This is a genomic window from Corynebacterium sp. CCUG 65737, from assembly GCF_024454115.1.
Lineage (GTDB): Bacteria > Actinomycetota > Actinomycetes > Mycobacteriales > Mycobacteriaceae > Corynebacterium > Corynebacterium genitalium.
The window spans coordinates 367,534-386,908 of sequence record NZ_JAGPZB010000001.1 but is presented as its reverse complement, the minus strand read 5'-3'; the positions used below and the strand labels follow the sequence as shown (position 1 = coordinate 386,908).

The 19,375-nt window shown below is 61.8% G+C and carries 15 protein-coding genes; 12 read left to right on the top strand and 3 right to left on the bottom strand.

What is annotated here, in order from left to right; translation table 11 throughout:
* Positions 1-2 precede the first annotated feature (2 nt).
* Complete coding sequence (locus KBX17_RS01970; protein WP_256018279.1) at positions 3-668, bottom strand: HAD family phosphatase; 666 nt, start codon at positions 666-668, stop codon at positions 3-5.
* Positions 669-870: 202 nt separating this feature from the next.
* On the opposite strand from KBX17_RS01970, the gene KBX17_RS01965 reads away from it, so the two are divergent.
* From KBX17_RS01965 to KBX17_RS01920, 10 genes are all read left to right on the top strand, one after another.
* Positions 871-2,004, top strand: coding sequence for an ABC transporter substrate-binding protein (locus tag KBX17_RS01965; RefSeq protein WP_198002207.1), 1,134 nt, complete (start codon positions 871-873; stop codon positions 2,002-2,004).
* Positions 2,004-2,957, top strand: a complete 954-nt coding sequence (locus KBX17_RS01960) for an ABC transporter permease subunit (RefSeq protein ID WP_255994528.1) — start codon at positions 2,004-2,006, stop codon at positions 2,955-2,957. The genes KBX17_RS01965 and KBX17_RS01960 overlap by 1 nt, the downstream gene beginning before the upstream one ends.
* On the top strand, positions 2,942-3,796 hold the full coding sequence (locus KBX17_RS01955; RefSeq protein ID WP_005286213.1) for an ABC transporter permease: 855 nt from the start codon (positions 2,942-2,944) through the stop codon (positions 3,794-3,796). The genes KBX17_RS01960 and KBX17_RS01955 overlap by 16 nt, the downstream gene beginning before the upstream one ends.
* Before the next feature lie 2 nt (positions 3,797-3,798).
* Positions 3,799-4,938 (top strand): ABC transporter ATP-binding protein, encoded by a 1,140-nt coding sequence (locus KBX17_RS01950; RefSeq protein ID WP_256018277.1) that lies wholly within the window; start codon positions 3,799-3,801, stop codon positions 4,936-4,938.
* Positions 4,939-4,953: 15 nt separating this feature from the next.
* The gene (locus KBX17_RS01945) at positions 4,954-5,814 is read left to right on the top strand and encodes an alkaline phosphatase family protein (protein WP_256018275.1); all 861 of its coding nucleotides are present in this window, start codon (positions 4,954-4,956) and stop codon (positions 5,812-5,814) included.
* 107 nt (positions 5,815-5,921) lie between these two features.
* Positions 5,922-6,335, top strand: coding sequence for a hypothetical protein (locus KBX17_RS01940; protein ID WP_256018274.1), 414 nt, complete (start codon positions 5,922-5,924; stop codon positions 6,333-6,335).
* Positions 6,336-6,428: 93 nt separating this feature from the next.
* Positions 6,429-7,283: a 3'-5' exonuclease gene (locus KBX17_RS01935; protein ID WP_256018272.1), complete on the top strand. Its 855-nt coding sequence runs from the start codon at positions 6,429-6,431 to the stop codon at positions 7,281-7,283.
* A gap of 46 nt (positions 7,284-7,329) precedes the next feature.
* Positions 7,330-7,905, top strand: a complete 576-nt coding sequence (locus KBX17_RS01930) for a hypothetical protein (protein WP_256018271.1) — start codon at positions 7,330-7,332, stop codon at positions 7,903-7,905.
* Positions 7,906-8,023: 118 nt separating this feature from the next.
* The gene (locus KBX17_RS01925; RefSeq protein ID WP_256018269.1) at positions 8,024-10,927 is read left to right on the top strand and encodes an exonuclease domain-containing protein; all 2,904 of its coding nucleotides are present in this window, start codon (positions 8,024-8,026) and stop codon (positions 10,925-10,927) included.
* A gap of 452 nt (positions 10,928-11,379) precedes the next feature.
* The gene (locus KBX17_RS01920; RefSeq protein WP_256018268.1) at positions 11,380-12,330 is read left to right on the top strand and encodes a DUF3800 domain-containing protein; all 951 of its coding nucleotides are present in this window, start codon (positions 11,380-11,382) and stop codon (positions 12,328-12,330) included.
* A gap of 36 nt (positions 12,331-12,366) precedes the next feature.
* On the opposite strand, the gene KBX17_RS01915 is transcribed toward KBX17_RS01920, so the two are convergent.
* Both KBX17_RS01915 and KBX17_RS01910 read right to left on the bottom strand, forming a co-directional pair.
* Positions 12,367-13,854 (bottom strand): dynamin family protein, encoded by a 1,488-nt coding sequence (locus KBX17_RS01915; RefSeq protein ID WP_256018266.1) that lies wholly within the window; start codon positions 13,852-13,854, stop codon positions 12,367-12,369.
* A gap of 3 nt (positions 13,855-13,857) precedes the next feature.
* Positions 13,858-15,684, bottom strand: a complete 1,827-nt coding sequence (locus KBX17_RS01910; RefSeq protein ID WP_256018265.1) for a dynamin family protein — start codon at positions 15,682-15,684, stop codon at positions 13,858-13,860.
* A gap of 240 nt (positions 15,685-15,924) precedes the next feature.
* Between KBX17_RS01910 and KBX17_RS01905 the strand changes: the two genes are divergently transcribed.
* Entirely contained in the window at positions 15,925-17,427 is a 1,503-nt protein-coding gene (locus KBX17_RS01905; RefSeq protein ID WP_256018263.1) for a hypothetical protein, read from the top strand.
* 124 nt (positions 17,428-17,551) lie between these two features.
* Entirely contained in the window at positions 17,552-19,375 is a 1,824-nt protein-coding gene (locus tag KBX17_RS01900) for an Hsp70 family protein (RefSeq protein WP_256018261.1), read from the top strand.

The window sequence follows — 19,375 nt, the reverse complement described above, 5'->3', positions numbered from 1 at the left end:
ACTTAATTGCCGAGGTACGCCCGGGCTGCGTCATCCATACTCGGAAAGTGAGCGATCAGCCCGTCTGCTTCCACCAGGTGGGGACCAATGCCGACGGCACGAATGCCAGCACGTGTGAGCGCTTCCACCCCGGCCCGGGAGTCTTCGAACCCGATGATCCTGTCGGTGGGCACGCCGATGCTCTCTGCCCCGAGCAGAAACCCCTCGGGATCAAGTTTACCGTGGGTGACGTCTTCAATGGCGACGCTACGCTCCCCTACCGCAGCGAGCCCGGCTTGGGCTAAGCCGCTCTGCATCAGTGCGCGGAAGGTTCCGGTGACCACGGCGACGCGCTTGCCGTCGTCGATAAGCGAAGAGACGAACCGAGCCGACGCGCTCGTGATCGTCGGATGCTCAGCCACCGCCAATGTGTATGCGTCGGATAGGTGGCCGACGAGCGCATCGAACGCATCCGACGACCGCGCCGCCAAAAGCCGGCGGGCGATGTCGGGATCGGACAGGCCGACCAGGGATTCATATTCACTGGAACGTAAGCCGTCGAGCCCCACGTTCTGCAGGGCCGTGTCGTATGCCGCTTCCAGAACCGGCTCGTCATCGCTGAGCGTGCCGTTGAAGTCGAACAAGACACCGTCACAATCCCTGAGCTGTTCTAGGAAGAAATTGGCCATGCAATAGATTGTGCCACGGCCCGTTTGGACGACACGCAACCTTTTGACCAGCAGTTTTCGCAGAAACCAACGCAAGATAATGATCAACTCCTGTTCGCCGATTTGTCACAAAGCTGCCACTGATCATTAAGAAACCTGTGAAACCTTTAAGCGGAAAGCGGGCAAACTCCTGCCCAGCTTCGCCCTAATGGAAAGGCTCTACATGTTCTTTACAAAGAAGTCCGCGGCTGCACGCGTAGCAGCAGCCAGCTTCGCAGTCGCCACCACTCTCGGCCTCGCGGCGTGCGGTGGTGGGGGCGATGACGGCGCCTCGGCAAACGTGGGTGGCTCCCCTGAGGAGATCGCGCAGCTGGCCAAGGAGGAGGGTGAAGTCCGCCTCATCGCCTACCCGAAGACCTGGGCGAACTACGAAGGCCACTTCAACGAGTTCACTTCGAAGTACGACGTGAAGGTCGCCGTCGATTCCCCGGACGCGTCCTCCGCCGAGGAGCTCCAAGCCGTCCAGAACCTCAAAGGCCAGGACTCCCAGCCTGACGTGCTGGACATCGGCTACTCCTTCACCAACCCAGCCATTGACCAGGGTCTGGTGGAGCCGTTCAAGCCGTCCACCTTCGACGAGATCCCCGACGACTTCAAGGACCCGGAAGGCAAGTGGGTGTCCGCGTACTACGGCGTGATCGAGTTCGGTGTGAACACCAAGAAGGTCGACGACGTCCCGAAGACCTTCAAGGACCTGCTCGACCCGAAGTACAAGGGTCAGATTGCTCTGTCCGGCGACCCGCGCCAGGGCGCATCCTCCATCGCCGGCGTGTTCGCTGCTTCGCTGGCTAACGGCGGCTCCCTCGACGACATTGAGCCGGGTGTCGCTTTCTTTGAGGAGCTGTCCAAGTCCGGCAACCTGGTGAGCATTTCCGACCCGGCTGCCGCTCTGACCACCGGTGAGGCCGCGATCGTCCTCGACTGGAACTACAACTGGGTTGGCGCTACCGAGCAGCTGGAGAAGGACGGCGTCGACCTTGAGCGCGTCGTTCCGGAAGACGGCGTCTTCGGCAACTTCTACGCGCAGCCGATCTCCGTCAACCCGAAGCGCCCGAACGCGGCACGCCTGTGGGTTGAGTGGCTCAACTCCGACGAGGGCGCAGAGCAGTACGCCCTCGGCGGCGCTATCCCGTCCCGCTTCACCAAGCTGGCAGAAGAAGGCAAACTCTCCGATGAGGCTATGGAGAAGCTGCCGGACCCGGCTGTCCTGGAAAAGGTGCAGGTCCCGTCCGTTGAGCAGGGCGACAAGGCCAACGAAGTCATCGCTACCGAGTGGGCAAAGAGGGTCCGTAACTAATGTCTAGCGCCGTCTCTTCTTCCCAGGACGCGGTGGAACCGCAATCTACTCTGGGGCATGACGAGAACGGCAAGAAGAAGGAAAAGCGGGAGCGCACACCCAAAGGGAAGTTCAGTTTCAACCCTGCTTCCCTCGGTGCCCTCCCGTACTTCCTTTTTCTGGCTGTCTTCCTGATCATGCCGATCCTGGCGAACACCCTAAAGTCGTTCCAAGATCCCCAAGGCAACTTCACGCTCGCGACGATGGGCGAGGCAATGGGTTCGACCTACCGCAGTGCGTTCGTCCTCACCTTCAACCTGTCCCTGTTCACCGCCGTCGTCGGTGGCTTCTTCGGCGTGCTGCTGGCGTGGGCACTGACCCACGACAGGCGCCCGGGCAAGCTCTCCGGTCTGATCAACAGCTTCTCCGCTCTCGCCGCCCAGTCCGGTGGTGTGGGTCTGGCGTATGCGTTCATCGCGCTTTTGGGCACCGAAGGCTTGCTCACCGTTGCCATCGCCAACGGCTGGCCCGGCTTCCGCGACGTCTTCTCGTTGACCGGTTTCTGGGGTGTGTCGCTGGTGTACCTGTACTTCCAAATTCCGCTGATGGCCACACTGATGCTGCCGGCCATGCAGGGCATCCGCAAAGAGTGGTACGACGCTGCATCGTCTCTCGGCGCCACCCGCAGCCAATACATCAAGGATGTGGTCATCCCCGTTCTGTGGCCCGCCATCCTGGGTTCCCTGCTGCTGTTGTTCGCTAACGCATTCGCTGCCTACGCCACCGCGTTCGCCCTGGCCGGCGGCTCGCTCAACTTGGTGCCGATCCTCATCGGTTTCTTCATCAGCGGCAACGTGCTGCTCAACCCGGGCCTTGCAGCTGCGCTGGTCACCTGGATGATGCTCATCATCATCGCGGCGATGGCTCTGCGCATCTACTTCACCAGAAGGAGTGAAAAATGGCTCAACCAGTAACGACAGCTCCGGCCGAGGAAGCCATTGACCCCGCGTCCGACAAGCAGGTCCGCCGCCGCAACCAGCACAAGACGTCGGCAGCCTCGACCGCGATCCTCATCGTCGCTGCGATCTACTTCGCGCTGCCCTGGTTGGCGGCTGCCGTCTTCGGTTTCACCCGCCCGGGTGTCGGCTTCACCACAGACACCCTGGCGGAAACCTTCAACCACTCGCGCGCAGGCGAATCCCTGATCAACACGCTGCTGTTGACGGTGGTGACCACCCTGGTCATGCTGATTCTTCTCGTGCCCACCATCATCTTCCTGAACCTCAAGGCGCCGCAGATGGCAAAGGCGGCGGAGTTCCTGTCGGTGCTCCCGCTCGTGGTCCCGGCCGTGGCTCTGGTCAACGGTGTGTCGGTGTTCTTCCGGCCGTTCGCCCCGGGGCTGCTCACCTCGATGTGGATCCTCGTTCCGCTGTACGTGATCAACGCGCTGCCGCTGTGTTACCGCGCCATTGACGCTGGTGTAAAGGCCTTGGACCTGCGCACGATGTTCGCTGCGTCGTCGTCGCTGGGTGCGACTACCTGGCAGACGTTGAGCGGCGTAGTCATCCCCAACCTGCGCGTCGCCATGCTGTCCGCGTCGCTGCTCTGCATCGCAATGGTGGTCAGCGAGTTCGCTATCGCCTCCCTGCTCCTGCAGTACACCTTCCCCGTGTTCATGGTCGAAGTGTCCTCGACGAACCCGCGCGGTATCGCCGCCCTGTCGTTCTTCGTCATGATCTTCACCTGGATTCTGCTCAGTTTGATCTCGGCGGCATCCACCATCTCGCTCAAAAAGAATAGAAAGGCCTCGTAGCCATGGCTGAGCCCTTTGTGATCCTCAAGGATCTAGTCAAGTCCTACGGTGAAAAAACCGTCCTGCGTAACTTCAACATGTCCATCGGCGAGGGCGAGATGGTCGCTCTCCTCGGCCCCTCCGGTTGCGGTAAGTCCACCTCGCTGAAGATCCTCGCCGGTCTCGAACAGGCAGATTCCGGTGAGGTCATCATCAACGGCCGCGAGGTGTCGGGCCTACCTACCCGCAAGCGCAACCTGGGCATCGTGTTCCAGGCGTACTCCCTGTTCCCGCACATGGATGCGGTGGAGAACGTCGCATACGGCCTGAAGATCCGTGGCGTTGATGCGGGAGCTCGCCGCAAACGCGCAGAAGAGCTCGTTGAGCTCGTCGGCCTGAACGAGCATGCTGCGAAGTACCCGGGCCAAATGTCGGGTGGCCAGCAACAGCGTGTTGCGCTTGCGCGCGCTTTGGCGGTGGAGCCGGAAGTATTGCTTCTCGACGAGCCTCTGTCCGCCCTCGACGCCAAAGTCCGTGTGCAGCTGCGCGATGAAATCCGCCGCATTCAGCGGCAAGAGGGCATTGCTACCCTCATGGTGACCCATGACCAAGAGGAAGCTCTGGTCATGGCGGACCGCATCGGTGTCATGAATGAGGGTGTGATCGCCCAGATCGGTACCCCGGCCGAGATTTACCGCCATCCGGAGTCCCCATTCATTTCTTCCTTCGTCGGCGTTACCAACCGTATCCCGGGCGTGGTGCGCAACGGCCGGCTCAACGTGATGGATGTCGAGATGGACATTGTGAACAAGGACATGCCCGCCTCCGACGGCGACATCATGATCGCGCTTCTCCGCCCGGAGGAGTTCGAGCTGCGTAATGACGAAGAAGGCCGCTTCACTGTCCACGACATTCAGCTCCGCGGCATCTTCTCCGCAGTCATGCTCGACCACGACGATTACCCGGGCCAGGTGCGTGTCGACGTCTCCACGACGAAGGCCGACCAGATCGCCCCGGGCCAGCGAGTGAAGCTGGACTTAGTCCGTTCGGAGGCAGTGATTGACACCCCGACCGATGAGGAGCTGACCGTCGCCCAGGAGCTGTACGCGAAGCGTCCGCTGGGCACCTACCCGACGCTCCAAGCAGGTCAGCCGCACGAGTAAGGAGCAGGTTCACACATGCTGATTCCAAGCAACGAGCCTCAGGGCTCGAACGATGTCGGCCCGGGTGCGCACCGGCCCATCTTGATCATTGGTCTCGATGGGACCCGGTGGGACCTCGTCCTACGTGACGGCGCCGGTAACGTTCTTCCCCGCCTGGCCGAGGAAGGCCGCTTCTCCACCATCACGATGGAAGTGCCGACCATCTCTGGGCCAGGGTGGGCCTCCCTGCTGACAGGCGCATCGCACGCGGAGCACGGGATTGTGGACAACACCATGGTGGGAAGCCACCACTGGACATACCCCGACGTCCTTTCCCAGGCGTTCCACCGGGACACCACCACGCGCACCTTCGCCGCTGCCGGCTGGCCGGTGCTGATCGATCCGGCAGGACTTGGACCGATCCTCCACCCGCGAGTCGATCAGCAGAAGGCGGGCCTGCACCGCATCGTCGCCCGCGATGGAGAAACCCATGGCTACATTGCTACCGACGCAGAGTGCGTGGCCTACACCCACGCAGCGCTGCGCGGGCCAGCATTCGACATGGGGTTCGTCTACTGCTGCGACGTGGACGACGCCGGCCACGTGTACGGCGCGATCTCCGAGCAGTACGCTGACGCGATCCGCCGAGTCGACGCGCATGTCCAGACCCTGGTGGAGGACGTCCAGTTCCGCTACGACACCTTTGGGGAAGACTGGCTCGTCGTGATCACTACTGACCACGGTCACGTGGACGCCGGTGGCCACGGCGGCGACTCCCCCGAAGAACGCGCCTCCTGGGCCATCGCTTGGGCCCCGAGCGGGGCCCTGCCAGATTGGCCGGAGGAACTGGAGCCGACCCAGCTCACACCCTTGATTCTCGAGGCCCGATACGGGTAAACTCAGGCACCGAATTCAGGCCATAACGCGAGGTCACACATTAGAGTGGCCTCGCTTTATGCATACCGTGATACCCGCACCGGCCCCCAGAGGAAGGCGACAGCGAAATGGCTCACCCCACCGGAAGGCCGGAGAGCTACTGGAATCAGTTCGAGCCAGAACCCGGACCGAACGATCCCCCGCCGAGCACGTGGCTGCCGCGCGGCGGATCGCGCCTGCCGGCGGCGTCGGCTCAGTCCTCTCAGGAGATCGTTAAAGCGCATGAGTCGAAACTTTCGAGGCAGTGGAAGAAGGGCATCGCGGGGCTGTTCATTGTCTCCCTCGTCGGGGCCGTGATCTCGGGCATCGCGCTATTGGCGATTGTCAGGTCGACCGGTTCGGTCACGAACAGCCTCTGGGGTGTTGTGATGTTCAACGTGCTGCTCTTCTCCGCAACCTGCACGGTCGCTGCTGTGTTCGCCGCGGTGTGGGGCCGGTACATGAAAAGAAAGTTACGCAAAGAACTCTTCCCGGCTGACTAAGTTCATCGCACACCCGCACGAACGCCCTCCCGGTAGTGTCCGCGGCGTGAACTAGGTTTAGTTCTAGTTCACTAGCAGGAGGGATGTAGCACAATGTCTCGGAACCACGGGTACGCGGTCATCGATTTTGAGACGACCGGCGTGCACAACCAGCACGCGATCATCGAGATTGGAGTCGTTCTGCTGCGCCCGGACCTGTCCGTGGAGAAGACGTGGGAGGCGCTGGTGCATCCCCAGCAGCCTATTTCGAACAGCCGCATTCACGGCATCGCGGATGAAGACGTCGCACAGGCTCCCATTTTCGAAGAGCTTGCCCCGCACCTGAAGTATCTCCTGCACGGGCGGGTGCTGGTGGCGCATAACGTCGGGTTTGAGAAGCGCTTCCTGCGCAACGAGTTCCATCGGGCAGGGATGCGGGACTCGGTCCCAGATTCGTGGGTGGACACGATGACGTTGTCCTCGCACTACCTCGGCGTGAAAAAGCTCAGCGAGGCGCTGGCAATCGCCGACATTCCGAATCCGCTCGCACACAGCGCGCTTTCCGACGCTTCAGCAACCGCCGACCTGCTCCGCTACCTCCATGTCGAACACCTAGCACCGATCACGGGGCACCCCACGGCGGCCTTTGCGGAACGGTCGCCTTCGGCAACCAGCGAGGACGCTCACACGCTCAGGCGGAGTGCAGCCAACGACTGCGGGCTCGGGATCCACACGGCAGCCCAAGGTGATCCCCCAACAGGTGAAGGTTCCCAAACCCGAAGTGCCTACGCGGTACGCAGGTGCTGGCCTGTTCCCGTCGCTCGCATCGGTATCACACCGTCCATCTGCCCAGGACCATGCGGGGATCGCACAAGCGTGGATCGCTACCTTCCCGAAGAAGCCGCTGGCATGGATTGCGGACAACCTGCACCCCACCACCCAGATCGACGGGGCCGGTACCGGCCTTGAGCCCTATATCGCGCTATGGAAACAGGAGAGCCCGAAGATGCTCGCTATGAGTGCGGATAAGTTGCTTGCGCTGCCGGGGGTGGGGAAACGTCGTCAAGCAATGCTCGTGGAGCTCGTGGTCGCTGCAGCCGCCGGGCAAACGGTGCCGCAAGCTACACCGGCACAGCCTGAGCCAACACAAACAAAGCCGGCTCAGCCAAAGCCGGCACCAGTTGAGGCACTTAGGTCTCACCTTGGGGACCCAATAATTCCGCGCACGTCGAACCAGTCTGCGCCGTACGAGCCACCTACCGCGCTACTCGCGGCGCCGCATGCTGCTGGCACACACGAGCCGGCGCCTAAAGCGAAGCGAAGCGATGGTGCCGCCACCTGGTTCAAGTGGTCGGCAGCTGTTTCAGTGGCCACGTTCCTAGCCTTGGGTATCGGCGGTGGATACATGGGCCTAGGTCCAGAGTCGGGACTGTCCATCACGTTGGCGCTCGGATGGATGGTCTCCACCGCCGTGGCAGTGGTCTCCGGTGTCATCGTCATCTTCATCTGGGCCGGTGAGAAAGACTGCCTGAACGGTTCCAGACAGGCCGGGCACTGGACGCCGCCGGTGAAGTTGAGGGGTACTTCCTGAACACCACCGTTGAATATCCGCAGTAGCCCTTCCAGCCCGATCTTTCGCCGTGCGCCCCACTGGAGGGTGAACTACCGTGGGGGAGTCCTAGCCCCTTCCTGCTGGAGAATTTTCTGCCATGAGCCCGCACCCCGGCTTCGCTGTCATCGACGTTGTGACAACCGGTTTTGGTGGTTCTGATCGCATCGTCGAAGTCGGTGTCGTGCTGCTGGACCAGCAGCTGCGGGAACAGGGAACGTGGGAGACGTTGGTGCAACCGAACCGGGACATTGCCACCAGCCACGTGCACAAGCTCACCACAACGCATCTGAAGAACGCGCCAACGTGGGAAGACATCGCACCCGAACTTGCTCAGGTACTCAAGGGAAGGATCGGGGTGGCGCACAACGCGTCATTTGAGAAACGGTTCCTTTCCAAAGAGTTCCACCGCGTGGGCATAGCCACAAACGTCAGTGACGCGCACTGGGTGGATACGAAGGACTTGGCCACGGCGCAACTGGGCTGCGGCAGTCTCGCTGATGCGCTCGACGCAGCAGGTCTAACCAACAGCACGCCGCACGCCGCGCTACCTGACGCTGCAGCAACAGCGGAGCTCTTACGCACGTTCTCTGGCACGCTCATTGGCGTTCCCCTGCTTTTCAACGGTGCCATGACCCCCACCAACGCCGCTCTGGTGACCCGGAAAGATCTCACTGCGACGCCCCCTGTGGAGACCGCTGAAACCGCCAAGCTCAACGGGCTCAACGGGACCGCCAAGCCCGATGAAACGGCCGAACCCGCCGAGCACGCTGAGACCGCGGAGTCCGACGAGCGTACAGAGACGGCCGAATCCAATGAGCTAGGCGATGAGGAGAACTGGCTCGCGCGTCTCATCCAATCGCTTCCCGCAGGCGGCGACACGGACACGGACCAGTACAGCGAGCTGTTGCGGGTCTGCCTCGGCGACCGTCACCTCACCCCGGCAGAGTTTTACGGGCTAGCCCGTTTCGCCCACGACACAGGGCTTACCGACGATGATGTCGCTAGGATCCACGAGGAGTTCATCCGCCAGATCGCCGTCAGAGCCTGGGTCGATGGTGTCATCACCGAACGCGAGAAAACCGAGCTGTGCACACTGGCCGAACAGCTCGCCATTGACCCCGCCTTGGTCCATGATCTCATTGCCACGCCGCAGATCGACAGCGCTGACGATGAGGAATGGGTCGAGCTTTCCCCACACGACCGCATCGCATTCACCGGTTCCATGGACGTGCCGCGCACAGAGTGGGAAACCCGGGCACTCAGCCACGGCCTAACGGTCGGCGGGGTAGGACAGAATACTGCGCTCCTCGTTGCTGCGAACCCGGACACCATGAGCCGCAAGGCCCGCCGTGCCCGCGAACTAAACATCCCGATTGTCAGCGAGCTGCACTTTTCCCGGTTGCTGGCCAGCATGGAGACAGAACAGCCGCAGGACCGACCGGCAGCGCCCACAGACGCTCCCGAAGAGCAGCCGGCGTCCACCGCCTCCTCCCCCGCCACCGAGCCTGCAACCGAGTCGGACACAGAGTCCGACACCGACAGAGAGCTGGACATTCTCGCGGGCTGGCTCGCGCTAACGGGGACGGAATTGCCGCGTGGGGTGAGGGGCTTGGCACTGGGCGTCGAAAAGCGCATGGCGGGAGACGCGATTGCGGGACTGTTCGCGCGGTGCGTCGAAGAACTAGCCGCAGCGTGCGCGGACGATCCGATGAAGATGACCATGATATCCATGCACTACATGGGTGACACGACACTGGAAGAGCTGGGCGAACTCTACAACATCTCGCAAAAGCGCATCCAGCAGCTCGACGCGGAGATCAGACACGACGTCGTGGGGACCACCGCCCTATCAACTGACGTTGCGCACCATCTCGCGGCGAGGTTCCTGCCGCTGTCAACAACCGCCTCGGTGAATGCGCAGCTCCCAGCCCTGGCAATGGATGCAGAGCCGTTCACTGGCACGTACGAGCACTACTTCCGCATGTGGGGCCTGTGGGACACCGACGAAACGTGGATCGCCGCGCCGGGTTTCGCAAACGCTGTCGACGCGGCGCTGGCAGAGCTTGCCGACGAGCATAACGCGGCGCTTATCAGCGCAGCCGCCGAGTCTTTAGGCACCGACCGCGATCTTCTGGCGGAATGGATGTCGCAGCGCAACGGGCTAGTCGTGCTCTCCGACGACGCGCACGTCCTCATCGCGTCCAGCCACCAAGACTTCGCCGCGGGCGTGCTGCCGCTCAATGGAGAGCCGATGAGCACCGCGGAGATTGCCCAGGCAACGCCGATGGACATCAATGAGCGCTTTATCACCAACGCCGTGAACGTCGATGAGCGCATTATTCGTGTGGCATCTGACCTCTACGGGCTACGCGAGTGGGGCCTGGAGGCCTATGCCGGTGAAGCGGATTCCGTGCTCCACGACCACTCCGATGCCACCAGCGATTCCGATGCCAGCCCGGGTGAGACGACCGAGGTTGACCCGCAGGATGACCCGGACCTCTACTGGCGCGACGGTGCGTGGTGCATGCTGCTCACCGTCAACCACGATCACTTGGGAGGATCCGGCTTCAGCCTGCCGCTCGGTGTGGCCAGTATCTACGGTGTACCGGCGGGCGGTGAAGTCGCTGTGCCGAGCCGCCTGGGTGACCAGTTCGTGGGCGTGAACGCAGCGGAGCAGTCCGACACATCCACGATCCGCCGCTTCCTTCTCGAGGCCGAGGTATCCGTGGGCGACCGGGTGTGGCTCCGCTTCGCTCCGGAGGAATTCGCGGTTTTCCCCGCTCCCGCTCGTGCATTTCCCGCAGATGACGCAGTGGTAGACCTGGCTCACCTATTGGACTCGATGGGCCTCGATCCGGCTCTCGCCGGCAACTCTGAATCAGCGCTTGCCGCCATCAATGAAGCTCTTCACCTTGAACCAACTACCCCGCGTCGCCGCACCGTCGCCGTGTTCCGTCACCGCGGCCAGGACGAATACGGCGACCTGATCCAAGGGTTGTGAGGCTCAGCGCTCCGGTTTTATCAATTTATCAATTGGTGAACCATGTGATCACTTAACGGCTCGAGCAAGCCGAAGGAGAGCATCTGCATCAGGGACCGGCGCTCGCGAATACGGTCCAGAACCGGCCAGGGATTCGCGTTCGGCGGTAACCCAGCATGGGCGAGCCGTGCCGCTTCGTGGATGAACTCCTCGGAAGCATGCGCTGCCAGAAGCGACTAGCACAGAGTGACGCACCACATGGACCTTGCTTTCCTGGGTTTTGGTGTGTCAGCTGGACTTGAGAACAAGGTTTGAAATGTGAAGCATCGTCTTATCCCGCTTGCGATCGCGCAAAGCACCATCTAAAGTTGGGACCACAGTGGCGGCGTTGAAACACACGTACCGCGCTATTTCCGGTGGCCGGGTCGCTTTGAGCGACTCGGCCACTGAGCTATCTGCTGGGGGCTTCACGAATGCTTATCGCTTATATTGACGAGTTTGGACACCAAGGTCCGTACATCTCTCACGACCACGCGAAATACAACACGCATCCGTGTTTCGGTTACGCAGGTTACATCTTGCCTGCTGAGAACGTTCGCGAGATGAGTGGCTATTTCAAGTACGTTAAAGAGCAGCTACTCGCTGTGGAGATCGAACTATCCGGAGTGCCGTCAGACCAGTGGGAAAAGAAAGGTTCTGCATTACTCACGACGCGAAACATTAAGCGCTACGGGGACGAACTAGCCCCGGCGCTCTCCCGTATCTACCGGAAGCTGGGAAAGTTGGGCGGACATCTCTTCTTCTACGGACAGCAGAAACCCGTTGGTCCAGTGAGTAAAACAAGAGAGAAATCCCAGGACAGGGAGAACCATTGTCTTATTCAAGCCATCAACAGGCTCGGATCCCTTGCCTCAGACGAGGAAGAGCTAATACTCGTAGTTATGGATGCTACGGAAACTGACAACCGTGAACGCGCAGTGGCCACTCTGAGCGCCACGATTTACTCGCGCAGTAACAAGTCGAATCGCAGCATCGTCGAAACTCCATTACAGACCGAGAGCCATCTTTACAACACCGTTCAGCTAGCTGACTGGACTTGCGCTCTTTTGGGGAGGTTGACGGACTACCACTTCGCGGAGGAGTCCCAGTTCGCTTGGTCAGTAGATCTAGGACGAGAGATTTTTAAGCTCTCGCATCCGACCGATAATTCTGTTGTATGGTCCAATTCTCCGACGAAGGATTCTACTTGTTTTCCAAATCGGCTCACCAAGGCTACTAGGTTCTGGGAGGTAGAGCAGCGACGTGAAGCGGAGCAGGAAAGGAAGCGCTTACGAAATGATGGAATGTTCCAACGCTTGATCGATGCGGGTTCACCAGACCTTCAGGAGAAACTCTACAAAATCCGTAGCGGCGAACCTTGCTAAGTGCTTCGATGCAACAAAAGCAGCGCTAGGCTCCGCTTAGGTCAGCGCCTGGGTGTCGCGCTCCATCTGGTCGTAGGCCTGGTTGAACACGACCATCGCTTCTTCCTCCGAAGGGTCGAGCAGCCCGAAGGAGAGCATCTGCATTTGGGAACGACGCTCGCGGATGCGATCCAGGACCGTCCACGGGTTCGCGTTCGGCGGCAGATCCAAGCGCGACGGCGGCGGACCAGCATGGGCGAGCCGCGCGGCTTCGTGGATGAACTCCTCGGAAGCATGCGCTGCCAGCAGCGACTTCAGCGTGATCAACAACTTCGCCGGGATGGCTACGGGGTGGTTGCGCAGGGTGTGCAGCGTGTGTCGGATCGGCTCGGTGAAGGCCGGGTGGCGGTAGACCAGCCCCTCAAGGTCAGTGAGGATCTCACCAGCGCGGTGCAGGTAGGCGTACCAGGACAGGTCGCGCTCCAGCGCCTCGCGGATCGCACCGATGCCAGAGGCGCGGATCAGCCAGTCATTGAACGCCGCGCCGCCCTTGACGGCTTCCTCGTGGCCGCGGAACAGGCCGTACTCACCAATCAGGTCGACGACGTTCTCGATGCGGTGCGCTGCGTGCCGGTTCGGGTCCGGGGCCGCTTGAAGGGAGTGGGCGGAGAAGCTGGCATCGATGTTGCGGGGTCCACCGGAACCCTTATTGCCTTTCGAGTAGAGGGCGGAGACCAGCTCCAAACGCGACTGCGATGTCACCGCGGCGATCTCACGGGTCAAGGACTCACTGACCACGCCCGTCGCCACTGTTTGCGCCAACAGGGCGGAAACCGGCATGACCCGGGAGACGAAACCGCCCAGCTGCTGGGACAGGCGCGCAGCGTGCTCGTGGGCTTTCATGATCGGGTCTTCATCGCCCAAGGCCCCCTCACCGAAGGAGTCCGCGCGCGACAGCACGCCCAGCGTGTTCAAGGGTGTGAAACCGAGCTGCTGGATGAACTCGACCTCGTCGCGGCGGGGTGCAGAGTCAAACAGGAACACGGCAGCATCGGCGTCGACGGAGGCGGAACGGGTTTGCTCGTAGCCGTCGATAAGCGCGGCGCGCGTTGTGGCTTCATTTTCCGCTGTCAGCGTTGCTGTACCCGGGGTATCGATGAGCGTGTACCTGCTCACCGCTTGCGACGGCAACCAGCGGTCGATGAACGCGATCTCCGCCGCCGGCACCGGCAACTGGGACACGCGTCCACGCTGGATCGGGATGGGGACCTGCTCGCCGCTGCGCAGGTAGGCCACGGCGCGATCCGGCATGCCGTTTTGGAACACGGTGACCACGTTGGTGGCCTCCAGCGCGCGGGTCTCCGCGACAGGCGCGCCGACGAGCGCGTTGAGCAGCGTCGACTTGCCGGCCTTGATGCGGCCGACAATGACGATGCGCGGCGGCGTCTGCACGCGCGCAAGGAGCGGGCCGCAGGCGTGGGCCATCTCCGGCGACAGCGACGCCAAGCGGTGCAGCTCATTCGCAATCAATTCGAGAATGGACATGTACTACCCCGCTTTCCGTGCCGTGAGCTGATCGATCATGGTCTCTGCATCACCGTGAGCCTTGCGCACGCGCGCCCGGTTCTTCTTGATCACTTCCAGGCGCCGATTCCGTGTCTCCTGCCGCTGATTAATGGTCTTTTGAGCACGCGCGATGCGCTGCTTCAAGTCACCCAGTTGCGCTTCCAACTGGGCTGTGTAACGGGCGGAGATCAGCGGTTGAGCCACCAGTGTGAACTGCGTCAAAATGTTGTTGGTGTGCTTCACCGCCGAATTGCGGGACTCATTGAGCCAACTCTTCAGCTGGGACTTACCCGACTTGATGGCACGGAACCCGAAGGTCACGCCGAACCACGCGGCACCAGCAATGATGCCCACGCCGGGCACCAGGGCCGCACCGAGCAGACCACCAATGGTGGAACCGCCGGAGAAACCCATCATGAGCATCATCGGGTCAAACGTGTCGCGCATGTTGCGGTTCACCTCAGCCGTACGGATTTCCCCGATGTGCAGCTGCTCGCGGATCTCCGCGATGATCTCGTCCGGGACAGTGGAGTTGCCGAAGATCTTGTGCAGATAGGCCTCCACATCATTACCGAACTGGCTGACCGACACCACCACCGCACGCTGGAAATCCTCTTCCATCAAACGCGTGAAGTGCTGCGGATCCTTGCGCAAGACCTGGATGCCGTGCTTGTCGATGAAATCTGTCCACTTCGTGCGGATCTCCATGAGATCCTCATCCAACTTGTCCGCCGCGGACTGGCGCATGAGCTGGAGGTCGCGGTTCAAGTGGCGTTCCCACACTTTGGCCTGCTGGCGCAGCTCTTCGAAGCTGGCCTTCTGCTCCTCCAGTTCAGGCAGAACATCCTCGGCCTGCTCGAGATCGCGCTGCTCCGTCTCCATTTCCGCTTCGATGTCTTCCAGCGCACGGTTCATGATCCGCAGCGCGTTGGCCACCGGCAGCGACTCCGCGCTGGCGAAGCGATCCGCGATCTCTTTACGCAGCCGTGCCAAGCCGGCGAAGGCATCGACATTGTCGTCGTCAGTGCCCAGTTCTGCGAACGGCAGTAGCGAGGACACACCGATGACGGGAATGTTTTCGCCCACGTGGGCGGCAATGAGCTTCTCGTCCTCGGCGACGATATCGCGCCACCGCGTCATGTTCTTATCCGTCTTGGTCACCGCCACGACCACGGACGCGGAGACCTCGTGGGCGTGCTTGAGAAAGTCCATCTCCGGCTTGGTCAACGGGCTAGAAGCATCTGCCACCACAACGACCACACTGGCGAAGTTCTCCGTGTCCGCCTGCACAGCTGAGTCCGCAGAGCCGATGCCGCCGATGCCGGGAGTGTCAATGACGATGGTGTCGCCCATCTTGGAACCGTCGACAGCAATGTGCGCACGGGTGGGCACGAATCCGTCAAAGGACTGCAACGCGCGATCCACGCGGCTGGGCAATTCGGTCAGCGGATGAATCTCCGTTCCTTCGGCCGAGATCAAGGCCGCACTACCGGCTGGGATTTCCTCGGTTTCAGGTCCGATGGCGATGGGAATGACCGTCGTAAAGTCCGTGCTCGACGGTGAGACTCGCTGCCACCCCACAAGCGCGTTCGCCAACGAACTCTTGCCGCGGTTGACCTCGCCGGCGAGAATCACCGTATTCGTTTGCAGCTCCGCCGACGCCGCTTGTTTGACCCGCACCGACACCTTCGCCCGTCCGCGCTTGTCCAAGATCCCCTCGCAGACACGGTCAATGTAGCCCTTGGCCTTGGCGTGCACGCCCTCCTGCTGGGCTGCAGGCGCTGCGGTGGATTGATCCGGCTGGGTCACTTCTTAAGCTTTCTCACGTGTGGGGGTTAGCTAGAGGGAAGTATATGCGTCCCCCATTGTGGCGGAGATATCGCCGGGCGGGGCAGGGACAGCCCCTTTCCACGCGCGCGGAGGAAAGATATGCCAGACTCTTATGCAAAATTCAGAACGAAACCGCCCTCTAAGGTGTAACCTTCGCAGGCTTTCCCCGCATCCAAACTGTGACCGCATCGCACCTTCATGAAGAAAGGCCCCTCCCCCGTGTCCCGTATCAGCACCCGCGTCGCCGCGATCCTCACCACCGTTGCCGCTGCCGGCGCGCTGACCGGCTGCTCCGTGCTGGAGCAGTTCCAGCAGCCAGAAGAGCAGCAAGCCTCCGAAGAGCAGGCCACCTCCGAGGTCCCCGAAGAAGAGAAATACGACACCGGCCAGTACCGCAAGGAACCGCACCCGGGATGGCCCGAAACCCCGGTTGACATGACTTCCTACTCAGAGGGCAACCAGATCGGCTACCAAACCCTGCTGCCCTACGAGGTCGACCCAGAACGGTTCACCCAAGGCCGCATGCCAGTGCGCTACAACACGTTCGGCCGGATCAGCCTGGTCTTCCCCGACGCAGTGAACGAGGCGACCAAGCCGTTTGAGAAGAACTACATCTCCGGCTACATTCACCCCGCCAGCGACGAGGACGGCAACCAGATCGCCGAAAACTACATCTGGCGCTTCACCGACCCGACCTCTGCCGAAGGGTTCGCCAACGCAATTCGCGACACTTACCTGGCAGAGGGCGGCATCAACTGGGAAGACGACACGACCTACCCGTTGGAGTACATCGACATTCCAGGCCACCCCGGCGCCGCCGGCATGAAGGATGAAGAAGGCGACCAAGTCCACATGGTGACCACGTACAACGAGTTCGTCATCTTCGCCAACGCCATGGACAACCGGGACCTGGATATGGCCGAAGAGGAAAAGAACCAAGACCTGACGTGGGCGGTGGACTACATGTCGAAGTTCCTCACCATGCAGCTTCCGATGATGGATGACATTGAAACCCACAAGACCGAAGAAGGCTTCGGCAAACACGACAAACTGCAGCCGATGGACCCGGACAACATCCTGAAGTACGTCGTGATGTCCCCAGAGGGCGTGGAGATGAACGGCCCTGTCCCCGCCCACATGAACAAGCGCGCGATGAACGGCATGTTCAAGGCCACCGGTGAGGTCTCCCGCCTGCTGGACCAAGCCGACATCGAGGCCATGGCGATCGGTGAATCCACTCTCTTCCGTCTGGCCAACCCGCAGAACGCGGAAATGATGCTGGCGTCCTTCCGTGCCCTGGACTCCGAAGACGAACCGGAGAAGTTCGACGAGCCGCAGGGCGTGCCCGGCACCGAGTGCTACTCCACCTACGAGGGCAGCGGAAAGCTCCACTACTGCTACCTGAAGTATGAGAACTACTACGCCCACATCTCCAAGTTCGAAAACACTTCGGCGAACTCCGAAGCGACCATTGGCAACGACCCGGAAGAAGAAGCAAACAAGGTCGACCCGAAGACCCAGCTGTCCCAGATGGTTGCCGCCCAGTACCTGATGCTGCGCGCTGCGGTAGCTGAGGCAGAGGGCAACGCGGACGGCGCTGCAGAGAGCTCGGCGGAGGACACCGCAGAAAACACTGCAGAGAACACGGCCGAAAACAATGCGGATAGCGCCGCGAAAACCCTCTCTGAAACGACTGCTGAAACCCCAGCAGCGGAGTCTTAGAACCCCTTCCTTGGAAAGGCCGGATACCCTCCGGTTTTTCCGGGGCGGGGTGTAACCTCCCGCCCCGCCCCGGCATCTAACTACTGTTAGCCATGAAGACCACCTACTGCTAGGGAGGACCCCCATGTCCAAGGACTGGACTCTGTCCATTGACTTCGGCACATCCAACACCGCGGCGGCGCACACGAACCCGACCCGCGGTGGTGTGGAAGCCGTCAGCCTGTCCCACGACAGGATGACCATGCCGTCGTCGGTGTACATTGAGACCCCCGAACACGTCGAGACTGGCGACGTGGCCCTGAACAAGGCGGAGGGCAACCCGGACGGCTTCCTCGCCGCGCCGAAGCGCGTCATCCCGCAGCAGATCTTCCAGATCAACGGCTACGACATTCCTGCCTCCACCCCGGTTGCTGCCGTGTTGGAGTCGGTGGTGCGCCGGGCGTCCCGCGAGCACAATGACCACCGCCCGGCTGAGCTCGTGCTCACCCACCCGGAGGCGTGGACGGACGCGGAGATCAAGGTGCTTCTCGACGCTGCAACGCAGCTCGGCCTCAACGCCACCAACATCCGCACGGTTTCTGAGCCGAAGGCAGCCGCCCAGTACTACTCGGCGAACCAGCCGTTGGAACCGGGCGACAAGATCGCCGTCTTCGACTTCGGCGGCGGCACCCTCGACGTGGCTGTGCTGGAGGCGCAAAACGACGGGTCTTTTCACATCGTGGCTGCCCGCGGCGACAACTCTCTGGGCGGCAAGAGCTTCGATGCCCTGATTCGGCGTTGGGTCGACCGCCAGCTTGAGGACGACCACCCGGACCAGATCGAGTACCTCCGCCGCCGCGCGCCCCTGTCCGACCGCCACGCCGTCGAAGACAGCATCCGCCGTGCGAAGGAGGTCCTCTCCGAATCCCCCACCGCGACGATCACCGTCCCCGGCGAATCCGAATCTGTCCGGTTGACGCTGACCCGCAACGAGTTCGAGGACATCATCCGTCAGCCCGTCCAGCGTGCGACTGACTTGACGCGCCAGACGCTTATCGACGCTGGCGTCACCTCCCCCGGCGACCTGAAAGCCCTCTACATGACCGGCGGGTCATCCCGCGTCCCGATGGTTCAGGAGGAGATCAAGAGCCTCGGCCCGGTGGCCAACCTCGACGATCCGAAGATGGTGGTCGCCCAGGGTGCGCTCTCTGCCGTCGCGCCGATTGTCACCGGTCTGCATACCTCGACTGCGCCCACCACGCCGACGTACGCCGGCCAGCCGGGTCCTGCAGGTCGGCCGGGCCAGTCGAGCCAGACCGGCCAGCCTAGCCAGGCCGAGCCCCGCAAGAAGAACCGCACCGCCCTGGCTGTCGGCGCAGTCTTGGGTTCGGTTCTCCTCATCGGCGGCATCGGCGCCTTCGCCCTGACCCGCGGCGGTAACGACCCCGCTGAGAACCAGGCGCAGGATGGAGGCACCGCGGCTGAATCCGCCGGCGAGTCCACGGCACCAACCCAGACTGAGTCCGCAGAGCCGAAGACCGGCGAAGAGATCTATGCAGCACTACCGGAGAAGCTCCAGGGCGCCGTCCAGAACTGCTCCTTGAACACAAGCAGTTCGGGTCTCCTCGGCGCGCCCAGCATCCAGTGCAAGGTCAACACGAATAGCGAGGGGGTTGAGCACTTCCGTGAGGTAGGCCGCTATGCTTCCTCCTACGTGAACCTCGCCGTGAACCAGGAGGCCGCGAAGCGGGAACGCGCCTTGATCAAGCAAGGCCGCTACTCCAAGTCCGATGAGGGGATCATGGAGGAAAGCTCCGACGGATCCGCAGCCATCGGAGCCGACTCCGATGATCTCTACGATGCTTCGATCACCTACGCCGATACTGAGACCGGCGTGGTGATGAGCTCCTTCGACTTCGCTTCGCCCCAGGATGCCGTTGACTGGTTCAAGACCTACGACCTTCTCTAA